Annotated in this window: 21 protein-coding genes and 1 pseudogene; 4 read left to right on the forward strand and 18 right to left on the reverse strand. The window is 72.2% G+C overall.

Annotated elements, in window-relative coordinates:
- Nucleotides 1–21: 21 nt before the first annotated feature.
- The 7 genes from BJF86_RS03765 to BJF86_RS03795 form a co-directional block, all read right to left on the reverse strand.
- Nucleotides 22–894, reverse strand: coding sequence for a GNAT family N-acetyltransferase (locus BJF86_RS03765; protein ID WP_075817031.1), 873 nt, complete (start codon nt 892–894; stop codon nt 22–24).
- Nucleotides 895–984: 90 nt separating this feature from the next.
- The gene (locus BJF86_RS18270) at nt 985–1,767 is read right to left on the reverse strand and encodes a hypothetical protein (protein WP_202817312.1); all 783 of its coding nucleotides are present in this window, start codon (nt 1,765–1,767) and stop codon (nt 985–987) included.
- Nucleotides 1,704–2,786: a hypothetical protein gene (locus tag BJF86_RS18275; RefSeq protein ID WP_075817033.1), complete on the reverse strand. Its 1,083-nt coding sequence runs from the start codon at nt 2,784–2,786 to the stop codon at nt 1,704–1,706. The genes BJF86_RS18270 and BJF86_RS18275 overlap by 64 nt, the downstream gene beginning before the upstream one ends.
- Nucleotides 2,787–2,797: 11 nt before the next feature.
- Nucleotides 2,798–4,123: an ABC transporter substrate-binding protein gene (locus BJF86_RS03780; RefSeq protein WP_202817313.1), complete on the reverse strand. Its 1,326-nt coding sequence runs from the start codon at nt 4,121–4,123 to the stop codon at nt 2,798–2,800.
- Nucleotides 4,124–4,324: 201 nt separating this feature from the next.
- On the reverse strand, nt 4,325–4,564 hold the full coding sequence (locus tag BJF86_RS03785; protein WP_075817035.1) for a MoaD/ThiS family protein: 240 nt from the start codon (nt 4,562–4,564) through the stop codon (nt 4,325–4,327).
- Between the two features lie 43 nt (nt 4,565–4,607).
- Entirely contained in the window at nt 4,608–4,940 is a 333-nt protein-coding gene (locus tag BJF86_RS16850; RefSeq protein ID WP_083652691.1) for a GNAT family N-acetyltransferase, read from the reverse strand.
- Between the two features lie 124 nt (nt 4,941–5,064).
- Nucleotides 5,065–6,060: an ABC transporter permease gene (locus tag BJF86_RS03795; RefSeq protein ID WP_143553679.1), complete on the reverse strand. Its 996-nt coding sequence runs from the start codon at nt 6,058–6,060 to the stop codon at nt 5,065–5,067.
- Between the two features lie 101 nt (nt 6,061–6,161).
- Between BJF86_RS03795 and BJF86_RS03800 the strand changes: the two genes are divergently transcribed.
- Nucleotides 6,162–6,785 (forward strand): TetR/AcrR family transcriptional regulator, encoded by a 624-nt coding sequence (locus tag BJF86_RS03800; protein WP_075817037.1) that lies wholly within the window; start codon nt 6,162–6,164, stop codon nt 6,783–6,785.
- Here BJF86_RS03800 and BJF86_RS03805 read toward each other — a convergent pair.
- The 3 genes from BJF86_RS03805 to BJF86_RS03815 are packed head-to-tail and all read right to left on the reverse strand — an operon-like array spanning nt 6,768 to nt 9,452.
- A complete protein-coding gene (locus BJF86_RS03805; RefSeq protein ID WP_075817038.1) occupies nt 6,768–7,391 on the reverse strand; it encodes a molybdenum cofactor guanylyltransferase in 624 nt (207 codons plus the stop codon). The two genes, BJF86_RS03800 and BJF86_RS03805, sit on opposite strands and share 18 nt — an antisense overlap.
- Before the next feature lie 5 nt (nt 7,392–7,396).
- On the reverse strand, nt 7,397–8,539 hold the full coding sequence (locus tag BJF86_RS03810; protein WP_075817039.1) for a ThiF family adenylyltransferase: 1,143 nt from the start codon (nt 8,537–8,539) through the stop codon (nt 7,397–7,399).
- Between the two features lie 46 nt (nt 8,540–8,585).
- A complete protein-coding gene (locus tag BJF86_RS03815) occupies nt 8,586–9,452 on the reverse strand; it encodes a glycosyltransferase family 2 protein (protein ID WP_143553680.1) in 867 nt (288 codons plus the stop codon).
- A 142-nt stretch (nt 9,453–9,594) separates the two neighbouring features.
- Between BJF86_RS03815 and BJF86_RS03820 the strand changes: the two genes are divergently transcribed.
- Nucleotides 9,595–10,266: a response regulator transcription factor gene (locus BJF86_RS03820; protein ID WP_075817041.1), complete on the forward strand. Its 672-nt coding sequence runs from the start codon at nt 9,595–9,597 to the stop codon at nt 10,264–10,266.
- 7 nt (nt 10,267–10,273) lie between these two features.
- Here BJF86_RS03820 and BJF86_RS03825 read toward each other — a convergent pair whose 3' ends face one another.
- Complete coding sequence (locus BJF86_RS03825) at nt 10,274–12,013, reverse strand: alpha-amylase family glycosyl hydrolase (protein ID WP_237768073.1); 1,740 nt, start codon at nt 12,011–12,013, stop codon at nt 10,274–10,276.
- Nucleotides 12,014–12,208: 195 nt separating this feature from the next.
- Between BJF86_RS03825 and BJF86_RS03830 the strand changes: the two genes are divergently transcribed.
- Complete coding sequence (locus BJF86_RS03830) at nt 12,209–13,450, forward strand: multidrug effflux MFS transporter (protein WP_075817042.1); 1,242 nt, start codon at nt 12,209–12,211, stop codon at nt 13,448–13,450.
- A 99-nt stretch (nt 13,451–13,549) separates the two neighbouring features.
- On the opposite strand, the gene BJF86_RS03835 is transcribed toward BJF86_RS03830, so the two are convergent.
- The 7 genes and pseudogenes from BJF86_RS03835 to BJF86_RS03855 form a co-directional block, all read right to left on the reverse strand.
- A complete protein-coding gene (locus tag BJF86_RS03835; RefSeq protein ID WP_075817043.1) occupies nt 13,550–13,999 on the reverse strand; it encodes a hypothetical protein in 450 nt (149 codons plus the stop codon).
- 38 nt (nt 14,000–14,037) lie between these two features.
- Nucleotides 14,038–14,385: a formate dehydrogenase subunit delta gene (locus BJF86_RS18280; protein ID WP_202817314.1), complete on the reverse strand. Its 348-nt coding sequence runs from the start codon at nt 14,383–14,385 to the stop codon at nt 14,038–14,040.
- Nucleotides 14,382–17,375: a formate dehydrogenase subunit alpha gene (gene fdhF / locus BJF86_RS03845; RefSeq protein ID WP_083652692.1), complete on the reverse strand. Its 2,994-nt coding sequence runs from the start codon at nt 17,373–17,375 to the stop codon at nt 14,382–14,384. Before fdhF ends, BJF86_RS18280 begins: the two co-directional genes overlap by 4 nt.
- Nucleotides 17,372–18,100 (reverse strand): NADH-ubiquinone oxidoreductase-F iron-sulfur binding region domain-containing protein, encoded by a 729-nt coding sequence (locus BJF86_RS18670; protein WP_237768074.1) that lies wholly within the window; start codon nt 18,098–18,100, stop codon nt 17,372–17,374. Before BJF86_RS18670 ends, fdhF begins: the two co-directional genes overlap by 4 nt.
- 95 nt (nt 18,101–18,195) lie before the next feature.
- Nucleotides 18,196–18,633, reverse strand: a pseudogene (locus BJF86_RS18675) (hypothetical protein); the annotation flags it as partial.
- Nucleotides 18,608–18,904 carry a hypothetical protein gene (locus BJF86_RS18680; protein WP_237768075.1) on the reverse strand — a complete coding sequence of 99 codons (297 nt, stop codon included), beginning with the start codon at nt 18,902–18,904 and terminating at the stop codon, nt 18,608–18,610. The pseudogene BJF86_RS18675 and the gene BJF86_RS18680, both read right to left, overlap by 26 nt.
- Nucleotides 18,901–19,383, reverse strand: a complete 483-nt coding sequence (locus BJF86_RS03855; RefSeq protein WP_075817044.1) for an NAD(P)H-dependent oxidoreductase subunit E — start codon at nt 19,381–19,383, stop codon at nt 18,901–18,903. Before BJF86_RS03855 ends, BJF86_RS18680 begins: the two co-directional genes overlap by 4 nt.
- 249 nt (nt 19,384–19,632) lie before the next feature.
- Between BJF86_RS03855 and BJF86_RS17845 the strand changes: the two genes are divergently transcribed.
- A complete protein-coding gene (locus BJF86_RS17845) occupies nt 19,633–19,794 on the forward strand; it encodes a hypothetical protein (RefSeq protein ID WP_158068368.1) in 162 nt (53 codons plus the stop codon).
- Nucleotides 19,795–19,822: the final 28 nt, after the last annotated feature.

The raw sequence follows: 19,822 nt of genomic DNA on the forward strand, positions 1-19,822 counted from the left end.
CAGGTGCGTGCCGGCGCTCGCTCAGCGGCGGCAGCGGTCGCGGCGGTCGGGCAGCCGCTCGAAGCCGGCCGAGGTATACGTCGCCACCGCCCCCGTGTTCGCCGCGGTCGTCGCCACGACGGCGGCCGCGGCGCCCAGGTCTCGCAGCGCCGCCGCACCGGCGAGCGTGACAGCCCGGCCGTAACCCTGACCACGGTGGTCCGGGTGCACGCCCATCGGCTCGATCACGCCGACGCGCCCGGCACCGGCCGCCCAGACGATGATCGTCGCCGCCGGCTCGCCCCGGTCGCTCCGCAGCAGGAGGCCACGCGCCTCGCGGAAGGGCGTGCCCGCCGCGAGGGCCTCCCACCGCGAGCGCATCTCCGCCATGCCGAGCCGACCGCCGAACGCCGCCCGGTGCACCTGCGCCCAGTCGCCCGCGGTGGACGTGTCGACGGTCTCGACCGGCATACCGGGGTCCTCCACCGGCCGGTCGAGGCCGCGCCGCAGGACCGCCCAGGGCTCGTCCTCGCCCCACCCCTGCTCCCCCAGCAGGTCGTGCGCGAGCGCACCGCTGGGCGTCTCGACCGCGACCCCGCCCTCGGGCAGGACCCCGTGGCCGGGGTCGGCCGCGTCGGCGACCACCTGCTCCGCCAGCGCAGGGTCACGCTGGTGGTCGGGTCGGAGGCCGACGCGCAGCAGGTCCGGCCCGTCGAGCAGGCCGACGGCCAGGATGCCGTCCCGGCTGCTCCAGACCCGCAGCGCCGCAGCCGTCGCCTCCGGTCCACGGCTCCAGAACCACCCGACGTCACCGGGGTGCAGCTGCACCGGCGCCTCCGGCACCTGCCACGAGGCCAGCACGGCCACGATCGCGCCGAGGTCGTCGACGCCGGGGGTGGCGAGGCTGATGCTCATCGGCCCATCCGACCGCCTCGGGCCGCTGCACCGCAACGGGTTTGCGCCGATGGCCGCACGCCGACCGGGCCGCGGCCCGTGGCATACCCCTCAGGCGCGCGTGCCGACCGTCTCCTTCTCGCCGTCGTCGCCGGAGCTGCCGGCGTCGGCCTCGGCCTGGGCCTTCTCGTGCGCCCGCTTCGAGACCGCCTTGCCGCGCTGCAGCTCCCAGTAGGCGCAGACGAAGTAGACGATCGTGCCGGTGATGGCGATGGTGTAGAAGGTGTTGCGCTGCGTGAGGTAGGTGTAGATGTCCGGGCTGTCGAAGAACACGATGAGCGCGTAGACGAGGATCACCGCGAGCGCGAGCATCCACACGACCCGCAGCGCCCGGCTGATCGGCGTCGTGTCCTTGACGTGACCGGGCAGCGACTCGGCCTGCTTGCGCTTGAAGTCCTGCGCCCGCTCGAGGAAGAGCTCGTGGTCTCGCTTCTCCTCGGTGTAGTCCTCCCCGGCACCCGCCTGCTTCGCGAGCGCGACGTAGAGCAGCGCCGCCACGATCCAGGCCGGCACGAAGGCGAAGTAGGGCGAGATGATCTGCGTGAGGTTGAGCACGATCCCGAGGCCGAAGGCGACCGCCCAGGCGACGATGGCCGGCGTGTTGGTGACGCCCTTGAAGCGCGCCCAGTACTCCGTCAGCCCGAAGCGCGGGAGCAGCTTGTGCTCGGCCCAGACGATGCCACCGACCGGGGCCAGCAGCAGGCCGGCCCAGGTCACGAGCGGGGCATAGTTGCGGTAGACGAACGGGAAGCACGCGACCACCACCACGATCACGCCGACGATGAGCGTCGCCCGCGCCCGCGAGATCGAGGGGAAGACACCCTGCGTCGCCAAGCCGGCGCGGTAGAGGTTGGCGTTGGCCGTCGTCCACCCGGCGACCACGACGGTGACGTAGCCGGCCCAGCCAGAGCCACCCAGGAGACGTCGCCGGGCGAGAGGACCGTGATGCTGGTCAGCGTCAGCGCGGCGGTGGCGGCGCCCATGAGGCCGGCGGAGAACCACGCGACGTAGTGGCCGAAGAGCATGCCGGTCGAGGTCATCAGACCGTGCCAGCCTTTCTTGGCATACCGCAGCAGCGCCATGTCGATCATCCCGGCGTGCGCGAAGCTGTTGGCGGCCCACGCCAGACCCGCGACCTCGATCATCCCGATGCCCTCCTCGCCGCCGGGCGTGACCCCGGTGAAGACGGTGGCACCGGCGATGTCGACGAACTCGCCGAAGCTGCCGATCTCGGTGACGCCGGTGACCGACTCGGCCACGGCCGGCAGCAGCACCAGCCCGCCGACGGTGAACATCGTCGCCAGCCACGGCCCGCAGATCGTGGCGAACTCGGCGAGTGCGTTGAAGCCGAAGACCGCCACGAGCACCGCCACGATGCTGAAGGCCACCACGAGGATGATGAACCCGAGATGGGTGGGGTATGCCTGCTCCTGCGTCGGGATGCCGATCACCCGTTGGACGGCGGTCGCCGAGACGGTGAGCATCGCCGCCGAGATCACCGCGAAGACGATCGCATTGGCGAGGTTGTAGATCTTGGAGATCGAGCTGCCGCCGAAGCGCAGCAGGTAGGTGTAGACGCTGAGCCCGACCTCCCGCGCGACCGGCGTCGTGACCAGCCAGAAGGTCAGGACGGCCAGGGCGTTGCCGATGAGCAGCCCGATGAGGACGTCCCAGATCCCGGCGCCCAGGATGACGAAGGTGGCGCCGAAGACGAACTCGGTGCCCGCGACGTTCTCCGCGGCGTAGAGGCCGGCGAAGTGCTTGGCCCCGTGCTTCTCGTGCTCGCCGACCGGGAGGAGCTCGGGGTCGGTGTTGGCGATCTGCTTGTCGATCTGCTCCACGCTGCGTGCCATGGCGATCTCCCTCAGTCCTGGTCCTGCTCGGCGAGCAGACGGGTCTGCTCGATCGTCTGGTCGGCGACCCACTGCGATCGTTCGAGCGCCTCGTCCAGGCTCAGCTCGCCCTCGATCGCGGTGGTGTACTGCTGCCCCACGGCGTTGCCGAGGCTCTGGAAGGCGGGCACGTCGACGTACTGCATCCCGACGTAGGGCACCGGCTGGGTCGTCGGCTCCCCGATCTGGGAGGTCTGGATCGACTCCAGCGCGAGGTCGGCGAAGGGCGCGGCCTCGGTGTAGTCGGGGTTCTCGTAGAGGTCGGTGCGGTTGCCCGCGGGGACCGCGGCCCAGCCCTGCTCGTCGGCGACGAGCTGGGCATACTCCGAGGAGGTCGCCCAGGTGACGAACTCCTTGGCGAGCTCGGGCTGGTCCGAACTGGCGGGGATCGCCAGCGCCCAGGCCCACAGCCAGTTGCTCGCGCGGCCGGCCTCGGTGCCCGGCGCGAAGGCGAAGTCCACGTCGTCGGCGACGCTCGAGGCCTCGCCGTCGGTGACAAAGCTCGCGGCCGTGGTGGCGTCGACCCAGATGCCGCACTGCCCGTCCTGGAAGAGGGCGAGGTTCTCGGCATACCCGGCGTCGGCGACACCCTCGGGCGCCATCCCGGCGAGCGCGAGGTAGGTCTCGCTCGCCTGCCGCCAGGCGTCACTGTCGAGCTCGGGGCTCCACTCCTCGTCATACCACCGGGCGCCGTAGGAGTGCGCCATGGCGGTGACGACGGCGGCGTTCTCGCCCCAGCCCGGCTTGCCGCGCACGCAGGCGCCGGCGGTGTCGGTCTGCTCCTCGATCGCGGTCGCCGCCGCGACGACGTCGTCCCAGGTGGGTCGTTCGGGCATCTCGACGCCGACCTCGTCGAGCAGGTCGGTGCGGTACATCGTGAACGTCGACTCGCCGTAGAACGGCGCCGCCTGCAGGGTGTCCTCGTGGGTCAGCGCGTCGGCCACCTCGGGGATGAAGGCGCCGGCGTCGAAGCCCTCGGGCATGTCGGTGAGCGGGGTCAGCAACTCCTGGTCGGCCCACACCTGGGCCTCGTAGGTCCCCACCGTGGCCACGTCGAAGCGGCCCGCACCGGTGCCGACGTCGGTCGTGACGGTCTCGCGCAGCTCGTTCTCCCCCTCCCGCACCCACTCGATCTCGACCTCGGGGTGCTCGGCGAGGAAGGCGTCGCTCATCTCCTGCAGCGTGTCGAGGTCGCCGTTGTCGACGACGGCGATGGTGAGCGTGTCACCGCTCGCGGACTCGTCGCCCCCGCCGCACCCGGTGAGCAGGAGCAACGCCCCGGCGCCGGTGAGCGCCACCGCCCTCGAGCGTGCGCCCCGTCGGGGCGTCGTCCGCGTGACCCGGACTCCTCGCATGTGTGACTCCTTCGTCATGGCACCCACCCCGTCGGGCTCGCCGCACAAACGAGCGCGGGGTCGGTGCACATATGAGAGTCCCAGTGAAACTCTCCGCCTGCGCCCTGTCAAGGGTTGACGCGGCGTCAATCAGAAGGTCGGGGCTCAGCCCCCGGCGAAGGGTGGCAGCACGTCGAGCACGGCGTCGTGCGCGAGCGGCAGCTGCGGGTCGGAGACGTACTGCCCCTCGTGCAGCACCGAGCTCAGCGCGAGGACCCGCGTCAGCTCGGCGCCGTGCCGCTCCCGCAGGTCGGCGAGCAGCGCGCCCAGATCGTCGGCGTCCACCCGCTCGCTCTCGGTGCCGGCGGCCTCGGCGGCCCCGGCGAAGTACCTCACCGTCGCCATGACGTCAGTCTCGCAGACGATCGGGTATGCCGCCGCTCGCCGCTCACCCCGGCCGGGCCAGGTCCCGCACCCGACGGTTCTCCCGCAGCTCGTGCTCACCACGCCGGTCGAGCTGGGTCCCGCCGTCCTCGACCCACCCGTGCTGGTCGTAGAACTCGGCCGCCCGCTCGTTGCCGTCGAGCACCCAGAGGTGGGCACGGGCATACCCCTGGGCACGCAGGTGCTCCTCGACGGCGACCATCAGCCGGTGCCCGATCCCGGCCGACCAGAGTCGGGGGATGACGTAGAGCCCGTAGAACTCGCCGTCCTGCGGCCGCTCCGGGTCGCGGGAGTGGCCGGCGACCGCCCAGCCGCAGACGAGACCGTCGACCTCCAGCCTGCCAGAGCGACCCCGACGTGGTCGGCGCCACCGACCGCCGGTTGGTCAGCCGAGAGCCGGTTCGTCATCTGAGAGCCTCCTCGAACAGGCTCCGATGTGACGAACCGGCTCCTAGTGGGGCTCAGGCTTCGCGGCGCGGCACCAGGGCCAGAGCGGCACCGACCACCAGCCAGGTCCCGAGGACGAGGACCGGGCCCCACGCGCCCGCACCATCGAAGAAGGCGGTGGACCGCAGCAGCGACCCGGCGGCACCGGGGGGCAGCAGCTGACCCAGGGCGCCCCACCCGGCGGGCAGCATCTCCGGGGCGCCGGAGACACCGGACAGCGGGTTGCCGAGCAGCATCATCACGGCCGCGCCCAGGCCGACGCCCGGCAGACCGAGCACACGGTGCAGGCCCACCAGGCTCGCGCCGATGGCGCCGATCCCCAGGGCGATCGCGCCGGAGTTGGCCCACCAGCTGCCGGTGAGCGCACCCAGCCAGCCCTGGAGGATGCCGGCGATGACCAGACCGCCGACCACCGCGATGGAGCCGACGGCGGCGAGGCGAGCACCCGGGGTGCGCAGCGCGAGGGCCGAGGCGATGCCGGAGGCCATGCCGCCGAGCAGGATGGGGAAGAGCGAGGTGGCCAGGCCGACGCCGCGCGGGTCGTCCTCCGGCAGCGGGGCGAGGTCGGTCACCGTCAGCGGACCTCCGGCCTCGGCGGGCACGGCCGCGGCGAACTGCTGGAGCGAGGTCGCGACCGCAGGGCTGGCGCCGCTGGCCACGAGCAGCTCCCCGCCGCCGGGGCCGAGCACCACAGCGCCGTAGACGTCGCGTCCCAGGATCGCCTCCTCGGCGGCCGCGCGATCGTCGTAGCTCGTGAGCTCGAAGGCCGGCTCGTCGCCGGAGGCGAGCTGACCCTCGAGCTGGGCGAGCGCCGGGGCGGGGGCGACGACGCCGAGGGGAACGTCGCGCGGAGCCGAGTTGACGGCCGGCCAGGCGAAGGCGGTGACCAGCACCGCGAGCAGGGCGCTGATCGCCAGGACGATCCGCAGCACCGGAGGCGGCGCGCCCGTCTCGGCGTGCGACGGGTGGTCCGCGACCGGGGCGGACTCGGGGCTGGTCGTGGTGCTCATGGGTTTCTCCTCTCATAAACCGAGCATTCGTTCGGTATACCCCCAGGCTGCACCGACTCCGGTCCCTTGTCAAGAACGAACATTCGGTTTTAGGCTGTGGTGTGCCCAAGATCACCGACGAGCGTCGCGCCGAGCGACGGCAGCAGATCCTCACCGCCGCCTTCACCTGCGCCGCCCACGAGGGCTTCCACCGGATGACGATGGCCGACGTCATCCAGGCCAGCGGGCTGTCGGCCGGCGCGGTCTACGGCTACTTCCGGAGCAAGGACGAGCTCATCCTGGCGCTCGCCGACACCGCGATCAGCCAGATCGAGCCGGCCTTCGCCGCCCTCGCCGACCAGGAGCCGTTGCCCTCCATCCCCGAGGTCGTGGGCCTGCTCACCGCCGGGATCGAGCAGGCGGGCTCGCACGAGCCGGACCTCACCAGGGTCGCCGTCACGGCCTGGGCCGAGGCGGTGCGCAACCCTGCTGTCGGGGCGATCCTGTCCGAGCGGTTCCTCCGCATCCGGGGCCACCTCGTGGCCTACCTCGAGCGCCTCCAGGACGCGGGGCGGCTGGACCCCGAGGCCGACCCGGTGGCGGTGGCGCAGGCGACCTTCGGCACGATCCCCGGCTTCGTGCTGCAGCGCCTCGTCATCGGCGACGTGTCGTCCGGCACGTATGCCGCGGGCTGGGCCGCCCTGACCGGCGCGCCGTGGCCACCGGGGTCATCCGTCGAGGGCTGAGGACCACCGCTCCAGGTCCGCCGGGGTGTCGACGTCCCCCAGGTGCACCCCGTCGAGCTCGAGCTCCCGCCACCGCAACGGCGCCACCAGCGAGCGCACCGAGGCCCCGTCCTCGGCGCCCCCGCTCAGCCGCGCCCGCGCCGCGTCGAGCGCGGCCCGGCGGTAGACCGCGAGCAGCCACTGCACCCGCCCGTCGTGGCGCGGGCATACCGCGTCGATCTCCTCCCCCAGCCCGGCGAGCGTGTGCCGCAGCGCCGCAAGGACCTGCGGCGCGCCCGGCTGGTCGACGGCGCACACGGCGACCCAGTCCGGACGCGTCGGGTCACCGGCCGCAGAAGCGGATCGCTGCGACCAGGGCAGGGCGTCGAGACCCGCGCCGATGCCCGCGACCGGTCCTCCTCCCGGCGGGTCCTCCACGGTGCGCCGCACGCCGTCCGGGACGGCGGTCTCCCCCACCACGACGACCCGGCCACCCAGGTCGGCCGTCAGGACGCGCTCGAGCAAGGTCCGCCCGCCCAGCTCGATCGAGGCCTTGTCCCGGCCGCCCATCCTGGTCCCGCGTCCGCCGGCGAGGACGACGAGGTCGACGGGAGGCAGCGCGGGCATGTCGCTCAATAGCTCGGCAGGCTCGGGTCGACCTGCTCGATCCAGCCGAGGATGCCGCCGCTCATGACGCTGACGTCCTCCCGGCCGAGGCGGACGAGGTGCGCCGCGGCCCGCTGCGCGCGGGGGCCCGCCTTGCAGTAGACGACGACCGGGCCCTCCGGCAGGTGGTGGTCGAGATCGTCCCAGTTGAGCACCTCCCCCACCGGCACCAGGAGCGCGCCGGGCAGCGTGCCCAGCTCGTGCTCGGCAGGCTCGCGGACGTCGAGGAGGGTCGGCGCGCCGGAGCGGAGATCCGGTGCGAGCAGGTCTTCGACCTCGCGCGGCGAGACCTCGGGCAGCGGCACGATCTCGCGGACGTGCTCGCGCTCCACCGGCTGCACGACCGCCCCGACCGGGCGCAGCGGCACCTCACGGGTGCGCTGGGACAGCGCGTCGATCAGCAGCACCCGCCCGACCAGCGGCTCACCGAAGCCGCAGAGCAGCTTGACCACCTCGGCCGCCATGATCGAGCCCACCTGTCCCACCAGCGCGCCCAGCACGCCGGCCTCGGAGCAGCTCGGCACGTCCTGCGGCCGGGGCGGCACCGGGAAGAGGTCGCGCAACGAGACCGCGTCCTCGATACCCGGCACGAAGGTGGACACCTGCGCGTCGAAGCGCAGGACGGCTGCCCAGACCAGGGGGATCCCGAGCGCGCCGCAGGCGTCGGAGACGGCATACCGCGTGGGGAAGTTGTCGGCGCCGTCGAGCACCACGTGGTGGCCGCGCAGCAGGTCCTCCGCGGTGTCCGCCTCGAGGCGGGTGTGCCGGACCTCCACCGAGACGTCCGGGTTCAGCCCGCGCACGAAGGCGGCGGCGGACTCGCCCTTGGGGGTCCCGACGGCGTCGGCACGGTGGATGACCTGCCGCTGCAGGTTGGTGGCGTCGACGTCGTCGTCGTCGATGATCGTGAGGTGACCGACCCCGGCGGCGGCGAGGTAGGCCAGCGCCGGGCTGCCCAGCCCCCCGGCCCCGACCACCGCCACCCGTGCTGCGAGGAGCCGGCGCTGCGCCGCCATGCCCATCCCCGGCACCAGCAGGTGCCGGGAGTAGCGCGACACCTGGTCGGGCCGCAGCGCTGGACCGGGACCGACGAGGGGCGGGAGGCTCATCATGGCTCCAGTGTGCCCGCTGCTGCCAGGACGGCCGACGCCGGTCTCAGCGGCGCGGCGGGTCGGGGATGCGGCCCGACCCGTCCCGCTGGATGATGCCCTCGGCGACCAGCCGGGTCAGCCACGGGTGGTCTGGCTCCTCGTCCCACCGCTCGCGCCAGGTCGCGGCGTGCCGGCGGGCATACCGAGCCTCCTCCTCGGGGGTGAGCGGCTCGGTCGGCTGACGGTAGGACTCGGCCCCGCCGACCCATGCCAGCGAGCCGCCAGCCCGGTCCAGGACCCGGGCGAAGTCCGCGGTCTCCAGGCCGGGCCCGGCGTAGTCGGCGCAGAACCCGCCGACCTCGGCGTAGTCGTCAGCGCTCATCGCGAAGCTGCCCGGGGAGAACAGGTGGGACCGCTCCTCGACCCGGATCTCGCCGGGAGCGAGCACCGGCGCGCCGGGAGCCCGCCGGCTCAGCTCGTCCAGCTTCTGCAAGGGGTAGCCGACGGCCGGGTTGGCGACCGGCGGCAGACGGAGCACCGGCGAGCACCAGACGACCGGGCCGTCGGGTATGCCGGAGGTGTCGCGCTCGGCGACGGCCCGGGCATACCGCTCCAGGGTCCGGGGGCCGGGGATGACGGAGGAGTGCAGGAAGACGAGGATGTCGGCGCCCGCGTCGACGGCCAGCTCGGCCGCGAGGTTGCGTGCTGCCGCGTAGGGCAGGGCGCGACGGTCGGTCTGCACAGGCTTGACGACGGTCTGCCACCGGTCGGTGCCCAGCGGCAGTCGTCCACGGGTGAGATCGCGGTCCCCCATGGAGATCACGACGTGCACCGCAGGTGGCGTGGTGCCGACGGAGAGTCCGTCGACCTGCGCCAGCAGGTGGTCGTGATGTCCGCGCGACATCGTCAGTGCAGCAACGGTATCGGGCACGGCCGAATCATAGGCATTGCCGCCACCTAGCCACCACATCCGAAAGGGTGAGATGCGCGGGAGGCGCGCTGACCTCCGACGACGGGGGCCCCGGTGACGGCTCACCGCGCCCGCCCGGGGGCGGCGGCGTACAGTCTGGGCCATGGTCGCCGGTTCCCCGCTGCGGGTGGCCCTGATGAACGACTTCGAGGTGGTCGTCCGGGGCCTCCAGGCCATGCTGGCACCCTTCGAGGACCGGGTCTCCGTCGTCGAGATCGGCGCCCAGGTCGACGTGAGGCAGTCCGTCGACGTCACGCTCTACGACACCTTCTCCGAGCCCCAGGTGGACGGCGAGGACTTCGACGACGTCCTGGAGAGCCCCAACCCGGGAGCCGTCGTCGTCTACACCTGGCACCTCGACCCGGCACTGATCGAGGTCGCCATGGCCAAGGGGTGCCGGGGATACATCGGCAAGACCGTGAGCGGCGCCGAGCTGGTCACCGCCCTGGAGCGGGTGGCGTCCGGCGAGGTCGTGGTCGAGCCGGTCACGAGCCAGCAGCCCGAGCCTGAGCCGCACTCCCCCGGCGACTGGCCCGGCCGGGCCGAGGGGCTCTCCGCCCGGGAGGCGGAGATCGTCAGCCTCATCACCCAGGGCCTGACCAACAACGACATCGCGCTGCGCAGCTACCTGTCGATCAACTCGGTCAAGACCTACATCCGCACGGCCTACCGCAAAATGGGCGTGACCCGGCGCTCGCAGGCGGTGCGCTGGGGTCTGGAGCACGGCATGACCCCGGACGAGATGCGCCGCCAGGTCACCGACCAGTCGCCCTGAGCAGGCCTCAGGCGAGCGAGTAGATCACGACCGAGTAGGGCCCGAGATCCAGGGTGCCATGCCCGTCACCTGCGTCGATGTCCGGTGTCGCGTGGTCGCCGAAGAGCTGGCTGTAGGCCCGGGCGTCGCTGTTGAAGCGCACCCGCCAGTGCCCGCCCGGCAGCTCGACCGGCCGCTGGACGGCGTGCGCGGAGAGGTTGATCGCGACCAGGACGTGCTGCCCGTCGCCCGTGGACCGGACGTAGGCCAGCACGTTGGCGTCCTCGTCGGCGGCGACGACGTTGGTGTGCGGCCCGGCGAGGCCGGCGCTGACCCCGTCGGCGTCGAGCCGCAGCCGGATCAGGTCCCGGAACATCTGGGTGATGTCGCGGAAGGCCCACGCTCGCTCCCAGTCCAGCGGCACGTTGTCGCGGAACCACTCGTCCTCGAGGAACTCCTGCCCCTGGAACAGCATGGGCAGGCCCGGCGCGGTGAGCACCAGGGCCGCGCCGAGGGTGGCGCGCTTCTGGGCGTTCCACCCGCTGGGGTTGTCGCCCTGCACCTCGGAGGTGATCCGCGCCTTGCCGTTGGACACCTCGTCGTGCGACTCGGTGTAGATCACCCGGTCGAAGGCGTGCTGATAGGTATGCGTCACGGCGGCCGCGACCGCGGCGATCGAGCGGTGCGCGTCGTCCTGGGTGATGAGGGCCTCGCGCACCGGGTGCACGAACTTGGTGTCCCACTGGGCGTGCATGGCCGCGCCACCGGGCTCGGTGGAGGTGACCGCCGCGACCCCGTGGAGGTCCTCGGCGATGACGAGGTGCCGGGGGAACTCGGTGCGGACCATCTCACCGATCCGGCGCATCATCTCCCAGCCCTCGGGGATCTCGTCGCCGTGCGTCCCGTCCACCCGACGCATGTAGGGCGTCATGTCCAGCCGCAGCCCGTCCGCGTGGTAGTCGCGCAGCCACATGCGGGCGTTGTCGAGGATGAAGTCGCGGACCTCCTGCCGCCCGTAGTCGGGCCGGGTGTCGCCCCATGGCGTCGAGGAGCGGTGGTCGTTGTAGAAGTAGATGCCGCCCTTGCCGTTCTCGGACCACCCGTCGAACTGCCAGGTCGGCAGGTCCGAGGGGCCGAAGTGGTTGTAGACCACGTCGACGTAGACCGCGAGGCCGCGCTTGTGCGCCTCCCGCACGAAGGTCTTGAGGGCCTCGGGCCCGCCGTAGCTGGACTCGACGGCGAAGACGTGGGCCGGGTTGTAACCCCAGGAGTAGTCGCCGGCGAACTCCATGAGCGGCATCAGCTCGATGGCGTTGACCCCGAGCCCGACGAGGTAGTCGAGCTTGCCCATGAGGTCGCCGAGGTTCGCCGGCCGGCCGTCCTCGGTGGCGACGAAGGACCCGATGTGGGTCTCGTAGATGACCGTCTCGTGCTGACGCGGCGGCGTGAAGTCGTCGCCCTCCCAGTCGAAGGCGCCGTGGTCGTAGAGCAGGCCGTTGCCGACGGAGTTCGTCACCGCCAGCGCCCGCGGGTCGATGCGGTGGAAGCTGTGCTCGCCGTTGCTCACGAGCAGCTGGTACTCCTGCCACATCTGCGCGCCCGGGACCTCGGCATACCAGTGGCCGTTGCCCTCGTGCTCCATCCCGTGAGCCTCGGGGTCCCACCCGTTGAAGTCACCGATGACGCTCACGCCGGTGGCGTTCGGTGCCCAGACGCGGAAGGCGTAGCCGCCCTCGATCGGGATGGCTCCCATGCCGGCGACGCTCACGGACTCTCCTTGCTGCTGGGGTCATGACGAGAGGGCGCGGAGCCGTCGTGGCCGCGCCCTCGAGCCATGATGGTACCCCTCAGGCCCTCGCGGACCCCTCCTGCGGGGCGGCCTGCATGACCATGAAGGTGGCGTCGGCGGCATCATGACCGTGCCGCCGACGCCCGTCCACAGTCCCGGCGCTACCGTGACCGGGTGACCACCAGTCCGCCGCAGCCGCAGACCGGCGCGACGGCATACCCTCGGCGCGCCACGCTCCTGGTCACGACGACGCTCGCCGCGCTGGCGATGATCGGTCCGTTCACCATCGACACGATCTTCCCCGGCTTCGAGGCGATCGGGCGGGACTACGAGGTCGACGCGACCGCGCTGCAGCAGATCACCTCGATCTACCTTATCAGCTTCGCGGTGATGAGCGTCTTCCACGGCCCGATCTCGGACGCGCTCGGGCGCAGACCGGTGATGATCGGCGGGCTGCTCGGGTATGTCGTCGCCTCCGTCGTCTGCGCGCTCGCGCCCAGCTTCGGGGTGCTGCTCGCGGCCCGGGTGATGCAGGGCCTCTTCGCCGGGGCGGCGACCATCGTGAGCCGGGCGGTGATCCGCGACCTCTTCTCCGGCGCCGAGGCGCAGAAGCTCATGGCGCGGGTGATGATGATCTTCGCCATCGCGCCCGCGATCGCGCCGGTCATCGGGGGCGAGATCCTGCGCTTCGGGCCGTGGCACTGGATCTTCTGGTTCGTCGCGGCCTACGGGATCGCGGCGGCGGTGCTCACCGCGGTGGTGCTGCCGGAGACGCACCCGCCGGAGCGACGCAGTTCGCTGCGGGTGGGCTCGGTGCTCGGGTCGCTGTGGGGCGTGGCACGGTCCGGACGCTTTGAGCGGCTGGCCTTCTCGGCCGCCTTCGTCTTCGCCTCCTACTTCCTGTATGTCGTCGCCGCACCGATCATCGTCGTCGACCTCCTGGGGCGCGGCGAGCAGGACTTCTGGATGCTCTTCGTGCCGATGATCGGCGGCATGGTGACCGGCTCGATGCTCACCAACCGGCTGGCCGAGCGGGTGGACCCCGGGCCGATGGTGGACGTGACGATGGTGGTCCTGCTCGGCGGGACGCTGGTCAACGTCGTGCTCTGCTGGCTCGCGCCGGGCCTGCCGTGGGCCGTCGTCGGGCCGGCGCTGATGGGCGTGGCGATCGGCGTGGCCTTCCCGGTGCAGCAGCTGGCGATGCTCGACCTCTTCCCGGAGCAGCGCGGCGCCGCCGCGTCGATGGCCTCCTTCGCGGCGCTGGTCTTCAACGCGCTGCTGGCCGGGCTGATCTCGCCGCTGGTGACGGGCACCCTGCTCAGCACCGCCCTGACCAGCGCCTGCTTCGCGCTGCTCGGCGCGGGCCTGTGGGCCTGGCACCGCCGCGCCACGGCGGGGGATCCGCCCGCCGGCTGAGAGGGCCTCTCGCACTGAGAGCCGGTCCGTCACACCGGAGCCTCCTCGGGGAGGCTCTGATGTGACGAAGAGGCTGTCAGTGGGCGAAGCGGCTGCCAGTCAGCGCAGGTTGCGGGTCGACCGAGCCACGAGCACACCGGCAGCCAGCCCGGGCAGGGTGGCCAGTGCCAGCGGGACGAGCATCCAGGACGTGCCCGCGACCTCTACGCCCCCCGCCTGGACCAGATAGGTGAACAGCAGGACCGCCGCGAGCGCCCAGATACCGGCTGTCAGCACCAGCGCCGCCCACCAGTGGGCACGCCGGCCCGACACGGCCGGCAGCACGACCGCACAGAGCAGGCCCGAGATCGCCCCCAGCAGCGCATACACCGCCGCTCCGTACAGCATCCCGAAGACGGTCAGCCCGACGTCGGGGTCCTCGCCCCGAGACTCGACCAGCACGAGGATCGCCAGCACGGCACCGGTGACCATCCCTACGAGGACGCCCCAGCCCAGCCCGGCGAAGGCATATCTCGGCTCGAACCACTGCCGCCGCACCGCTTCGGTCATGGGGGCAGTCTGCCCGCGCGCCCGTGTCAGCACCGGGATCACCCGCCGGAGGGCTTGGCGACCTCGCCGCGGTCGATCTCACCCTGGCGGTAGAGCGCGACGCCGGCGCGCAGCAGCTCGTCCATCGACTCGCCCCGCTCCATCCGCCCGACGATCGAGGCCCGCATGCGCGGGTCCCAGAACTTCCGGATGTGGGTGGCGATCTCCTCGGCGGCGCGCTCCGGCGGGTGGTGCGCCATCGCCCGCGCGATGTCCTCGCCCATCCGCACCTCGGCGGGCTGGTGCTGACGGGTATGCACGTCGACGCCCTCCCCTGTCGGCGGGCCCTGGTCCGGGCTCGGGTCGGCGTCGGTCGGGGCGTCGAGGTCCGGCTCGCGCCGGCTCACCGGCGCGCCCCCACCACGTCGACCGCCGGGTCGACCGGCTCGTGCCCGTCGCTGACCTCGGCCGCCTCCGCCGCCTCATGCTCCCGGCCCGCGTTGGCGACCCCGACCTGCACCGCCGTCACCTTGTACTCCGGGCAGTTGGTGGCCCAGTCGGAGTTCTCCGTCGTCACGACGTTGGCGCCGGTCACCGGGTGGTGGAAGGTCGTGTAGACCACACCGGGCTGCATCCGCTCCGACACCAGCGCGGTGAGCGTCGTCGCCCCGACCCGGCTCGCGAGCTCGACCCGGTCGCCGGTCCTGATCCCCCGCATCTCGGCGTCCGCGGGGTGCACCTCGAGCACGTCCTCGGGGTGCCAGGAGGAGTTGGCGGTGCGGCGGGTCTGCGCCCCGACGTTGTACTGCGACAGGATCCGCCCGGTGGTGAGGATGAGCGGGAACCGCCGGTTGGTCGTCTCGGTCGTGGGCACGAAGACGGTCGGGACGAGCTTGCCCTTGCCGCGCACGAAGGCGTCGACGTGCATCGTCGGGGTCCCCTGCGGGGCCTTCTCGTTGACCGGCCACTGCATCGAGCCCTCGGCGTCGAGACGGGCGAAACTCACCCCGGCGAAGGTGGGCGTCGTCGCGGCGATCTCGTCCATGATCTCCGATGCGGAGGCATACTCCATCGGATAGCCCATCGCCGTCGCGATCTCGCACACGACCTTCCACTCGTCCTTGCCGACCCGGCTCGGCATGACCGGACGCACCCGCCCGAGCCGCCGCTCGGCATTGGTGAACGTGCCGTCCTTCTCCAGGAAGCTCGAGCCCGGCAGGAAGACGTGGGCGTAGCGCGCGGTCTCGTTGCGGAAGAGGTCCTGGACCACGACCATGTCCATGCTGGTCAGCGCGGCGCGGACGTGCTGCAGGTTGGGGTCGGACTGGGCGATGTCCTCGCCGTGCACGAAGAGCCCCTTGAAACTGCCTCCGATCGCGGCGTCGAACATGTTGGGGATCCGCAGCCCCGGCTCGGGGTCGAGGGTGACGCCCCACCGGTCCTCGAAGATCGAGCGGACCTCGGGCAGCGAGATGTGCCGGTAGCCGGGCAGCTCGTGCGGGAAGGAGCCCATGTCGCAGGAACCCTGCACGTTGTTCTGGCCGCGCAGCGGGTTGATGCCGACGCCGGGGCGGCCGATGTTGCCGGTGACCATCGCGAGGTTGGCCATGCCCATGACCATCGTCGAGCCCTGGCTGTGCTCGGTGACGCCGAGGCCGTAGTAGATCGAGCCGTTCGGTGCGGCGGCGTAGAGCCGGGCCGCCTCGCGCACCTCCTCCGGGTCGAGGCCGGTCGCCTCGGCGGTCGCCTCCGGTGAGTTCTCCGGCGAGCGGATGAAGTCGAGGTAGGCCTCGACGTCCTCGCAGCGTTCCTCCAGGAAGCCCTTGTCGTGCAGGCCCTCGGTGACGACGGTGTGCGCCATCGCGTTGACGAAGGCGACGTTGGAGCCGGGCCGCAGCGGCAGGTGTGCCGACGCCTCGACGTGCGGGGTGCGCACGAGGTCGATCTGGCGCGGGTCGGCGACGATGATCTGCGCGCCCTCGCGCAGCCGCTGCTTCATCCGGGAGGCGAAGACGGGGTGCGCGTCGGTGGGGTTGGCCCCGATGAGCAGGACGACGTCGGTCTCCTCGACCGAGGCGAAGTCCTGGGTGCCGGCGGAGGTGCCGAAGGTCTGGTTGAGGCCGTAGCCGGTCGGGCTGTGGCAGACCCGGGCGCAGGTGTCGACGTTGTTGTTGCCGAAGGCCGCGCGCACCATCTTCTGGACGACGTAGACCTCCTCGTTGGTGCAACGGGAGGACGAGATGGCTCCGATGCTGCCGGCCCCATGACGGTCCTGGATCGCGCGGAAGCCGTCGGCGACCCGCTGGATCGCCTCCTCCCAGCTCACCACCCGCCACTCGTCCTCGATCGTGTCGCGGACCATCGGCGACATCTGCCGGTCGGCGTGGTCGGTGTAGCCGTAGGCGAAGCGGCCCTTGACGCAGGAGTGGCCCTCGTTGGCCTTACCCGCCTTGAGCGGCATCATCCGCACGACCTCGGTGCGGGTCTCGCCGGTCTCCTGGTCGCGCGAGTCGGTGACCTCGGCGCGGAAGGAGCAGCCCACCCCGCAGTAGGCGCAGGTGGTCTCCACGACGCGCTTGGGCATACCCAGGGAGATGACGGACTTCTCGGTGAGCGCGTCGGTGGGGCAGGCCTGGACGCAGGCGCCGCAGGAGACGCACTCCGAGCCGAAGAAGTCGGTCGGCCCGGGCGCGATCCGCGAGGCGGGCCCGCGGCCCTCGACGGTGAGCGCGAAGGTGCCCTGGATGTCGGAGCAGGCGCGCACGCAGCGCGAGCAGGCGATGCAGGCGTCCGGCTCGTAGTCGAAGTAGGGGTTGGAGGTGTCGCGCTCGCCCCGGTCGAGCGGGTCGGGCAGCCCGTAGCGCACCTCGGCGACCCCGGTCTGGCGGGCGAGCGCCGCGACCTCGCAGGAGCCGCGGGCGCAGCCGGCGCAGTCGGTCGGGTGGTCGGAGAGATAGAGCTCCATGACCCCGCGCCGCAGCTGGCGGACCTCGTCGGTGTCGGTCCGGACGACGGCCCCGTCGGAGCACGGCGTGGTGCAGGACGCGGGCTTGCCCTTGCCGTCCTCGATGTCCACGAGGCAGAGGCGGCACGAGCCGAAGGCCTTGAGCGAGTCGGTGGCGCACAGGCTGGGGATCTCGACGCCGGCCTCGCGGGCCGCGCGCATGACCGAGGTGCCCTGGGGCACGGTGACCTCGCGGCCGTCGATGGTCAGGGTGACGGTCGTCCCGCTGCGCATTTCGGGGGTGCCGAAGTCGGGCTCGGGCAGGTATGCCGCGCCCGTCGCCCCGTCGGTGGCGCCAGGGGTGACCCCCGGCATACCGGTGATGTCGCCCTCGCGGCTGGCCTGCCCGAGCCGGCTCGCGACCTGCTCGGCGGTGGGAATGGTGGCGGTCATGGCGGGCTCCCTCCGAAGTCCTCCGGGAAGTGGGTGAGCGCGCTGCGCACCGGGACGGGCGTGAGGCCGCCCATGGCGCACAGCGAGCCGGTGGTCATGGTGGCGCAGAGGTCCTCGAGGAGGACGAAGAGCTGGTCGCGCCCCTCGGCGCCGGCGGGCGTGCTGGTGATCTTGTCGATGGTCTCGACGCCGCGGGTGGAGCCGATCCGGCACGGGGTGCACTTGCCGCACGACTCGACCGAGCAGAACTCCATCGCGAAGCGCGCCATGCGCGACATGTCCACGGTGTCGTCGAAGACGACGACACCGCCGTGGCCGAGCATGCCGCCGGCCTCGGCGAGCTCCTCGTAGCCCATCGGGACGTCCAGCCGGTCGGCCGGCAGGTAGGCCCCGAGCGGTCCGCCGACCTGGACCGCGCGGACCGGACGACCGGTGCGGGTGCCGCCGCCGATGTCCTCGACGAGCTCGCGCAGCGTGATGCCGAGCGGCGCCTCGAAGACGCCGCCGCGGGCGATGTTGCCGGCCAGCTGGAAGATCTGGGTGCCGCGTGAGCGCCCGACGCCGCGGTCGGCATACGCCTGACCGCCGTCGGCGAGGATCGTCGGGATCGCGGCGAAGGACAGCAGGTTGTTGACCACGGTCGGGCTGCCCCACAGGCCGTGCAACGCAGGGATCGGCGGCTTGGCGCGCACCTCGCCACGACGGCCCTCGAGGGACTCCAGCATGGAGGTCTCCTCGCCGCAGATGTAGGCGCCGGCGCGACGCGCACCTGGAGGCGGAACGCCCGGCCGCTGCCGGCGACGTCGTCGCCGAGGTAGCCGTGCTCGGCGGCGACCGCGATGGCGTCGCGGAGCCGGGCGATGGCGTCGGGGTACTCGCTGCGGCAGTAGATGTAGCCCTCGGTCGCGCCGACCGTGACCGCCGCGATGGTCATGCCCTCGACGAGGGTGAACGGGTCCGCCTCGGCGAGGATCCGGTCGGCGAAGGTGCCGGAGTCGCCCTCGTCGAGGTTGCAAGCGACGAACTTCTGGTCGCTGTCCGCCTCCAGGACGGTGCGCCACTTGATGCCGGTGGGGAAGCCCGCGCCGCCGCGGCCGCGCAGGCCCGAGGTGAGCACTTCCTCGACGACGTCGGCGCGGTCGAGCTCGAGCGCCCGCCGGAGCCCGGCCCAGCCGCCCTGGGCTCGTAGGCGCCGATGTCGGTCGGCTCGGCCAGCCCGATCCGCGCCAGGCTCACCCGGTCCTGCCCGGTGAGCCACGGGTCGTCGTCGACCACCCCGATGCAGGTCTCGTGATCGGCGCCGGTGAGCATCCCCGCCCCGACCAGGTCGGGTATGCCGTCGGCCGTGACCGCGGCGTAGCCACCCGCCCGCGCTCGGTCTCGACCTCGACGAGCGGTTCGCGCCAGAGCATGCCCCGGGTGCCGTTGCGCCGGACGGTGACCCCCTCGACGTGTGCGAGCGCCGCGGCGACCTCGTCGGCGCCGACGGCGCGGGCCGAGGAGTCCTGCGGCACCCAGACGGTGGTCATCGGGACCACCCCGACTCCGCGGCGGCCAGGTCGTCGGCGGTGACACGACCCCGGAGGCGCCCGTCGACGCTCGCGCTGGGGCCGAGCGCGCAGTTGCCGAAGCAGAAGACCTCGCGCACCTCGACGTCGTCCCGCCCGGCGAAGCGCTCCTGAGCCGCGGCGTAGAGGTCCGCGGCGCCGACCGCCTGACAGGCCTCGGCACGGCATACCTGCACGGTGTGCTCGGGCGGTGGGGTGCGCCGGAAGTCGTGGTAGAAGCTCACCGTCCCGTGGACCTCGGCGACCGAGAGGTTGAGGACGTCGGCGATCTCGGCGACGTCCTCGTCGGCGACGTAGCCGTGCGCGGCCTGCACGGCGTGCAGGATCTCCAGGAGCGGCCCCCGCTCCCCCGCCTGTCGCGCCGCGATCTCCCGGACTGACTCCGCCCGGGCCGACCGGGGTGTGAGCTCCTCGGTCTGCTGCCGACCAGCACGTGGCACGTCGTGCCTCCCGTCGTTGGGTATGCTCCAACTCTACGTCGCCTCGTTCCTGGCGTGCCACAAACGGCCGAGACGCCCGCACCGTCCATGTCACTGAGAACCGGATCGACAAGAGAGCGTTCGGTAGTCGGGCTGGACCCACGATGTGTCTTGGCGTCGGGATAGTCCTCTGGACGGGGGCCTCCGCGTGGGCACTCTTGCTGGTCATCAGCGCAGGCGGGCGCGCCAAAGCTCTCATGAATCCGTGTGATGCCTCCCCTTTCCGCCGCGAATCTTCGGAGTGCCGGCTTCGAGGTGGACTGGTCCGAGCGCCACAGCTTCGAGGGCTACGAGCGGTTCCACTGCCGGGACGGTTTCGACAACCGGATCGAGGTCCTGGCGCCGGGGCAGGAGCGCAGCGGGCGAGCCTGACGGTGACGCTGCGGGACGGCGTCCCGCG

It is taken from the genome of Serinicoccus sp. CNJ-927 (assembly GCF_001942435.1).
GTDB classification, from domain to species: Bacteria; Actinomycetota; Actinomycetes; order Actinomycetales; family Dermatophilaceae; genus Ornithinicoccus; species Ornithinicoccus marinus.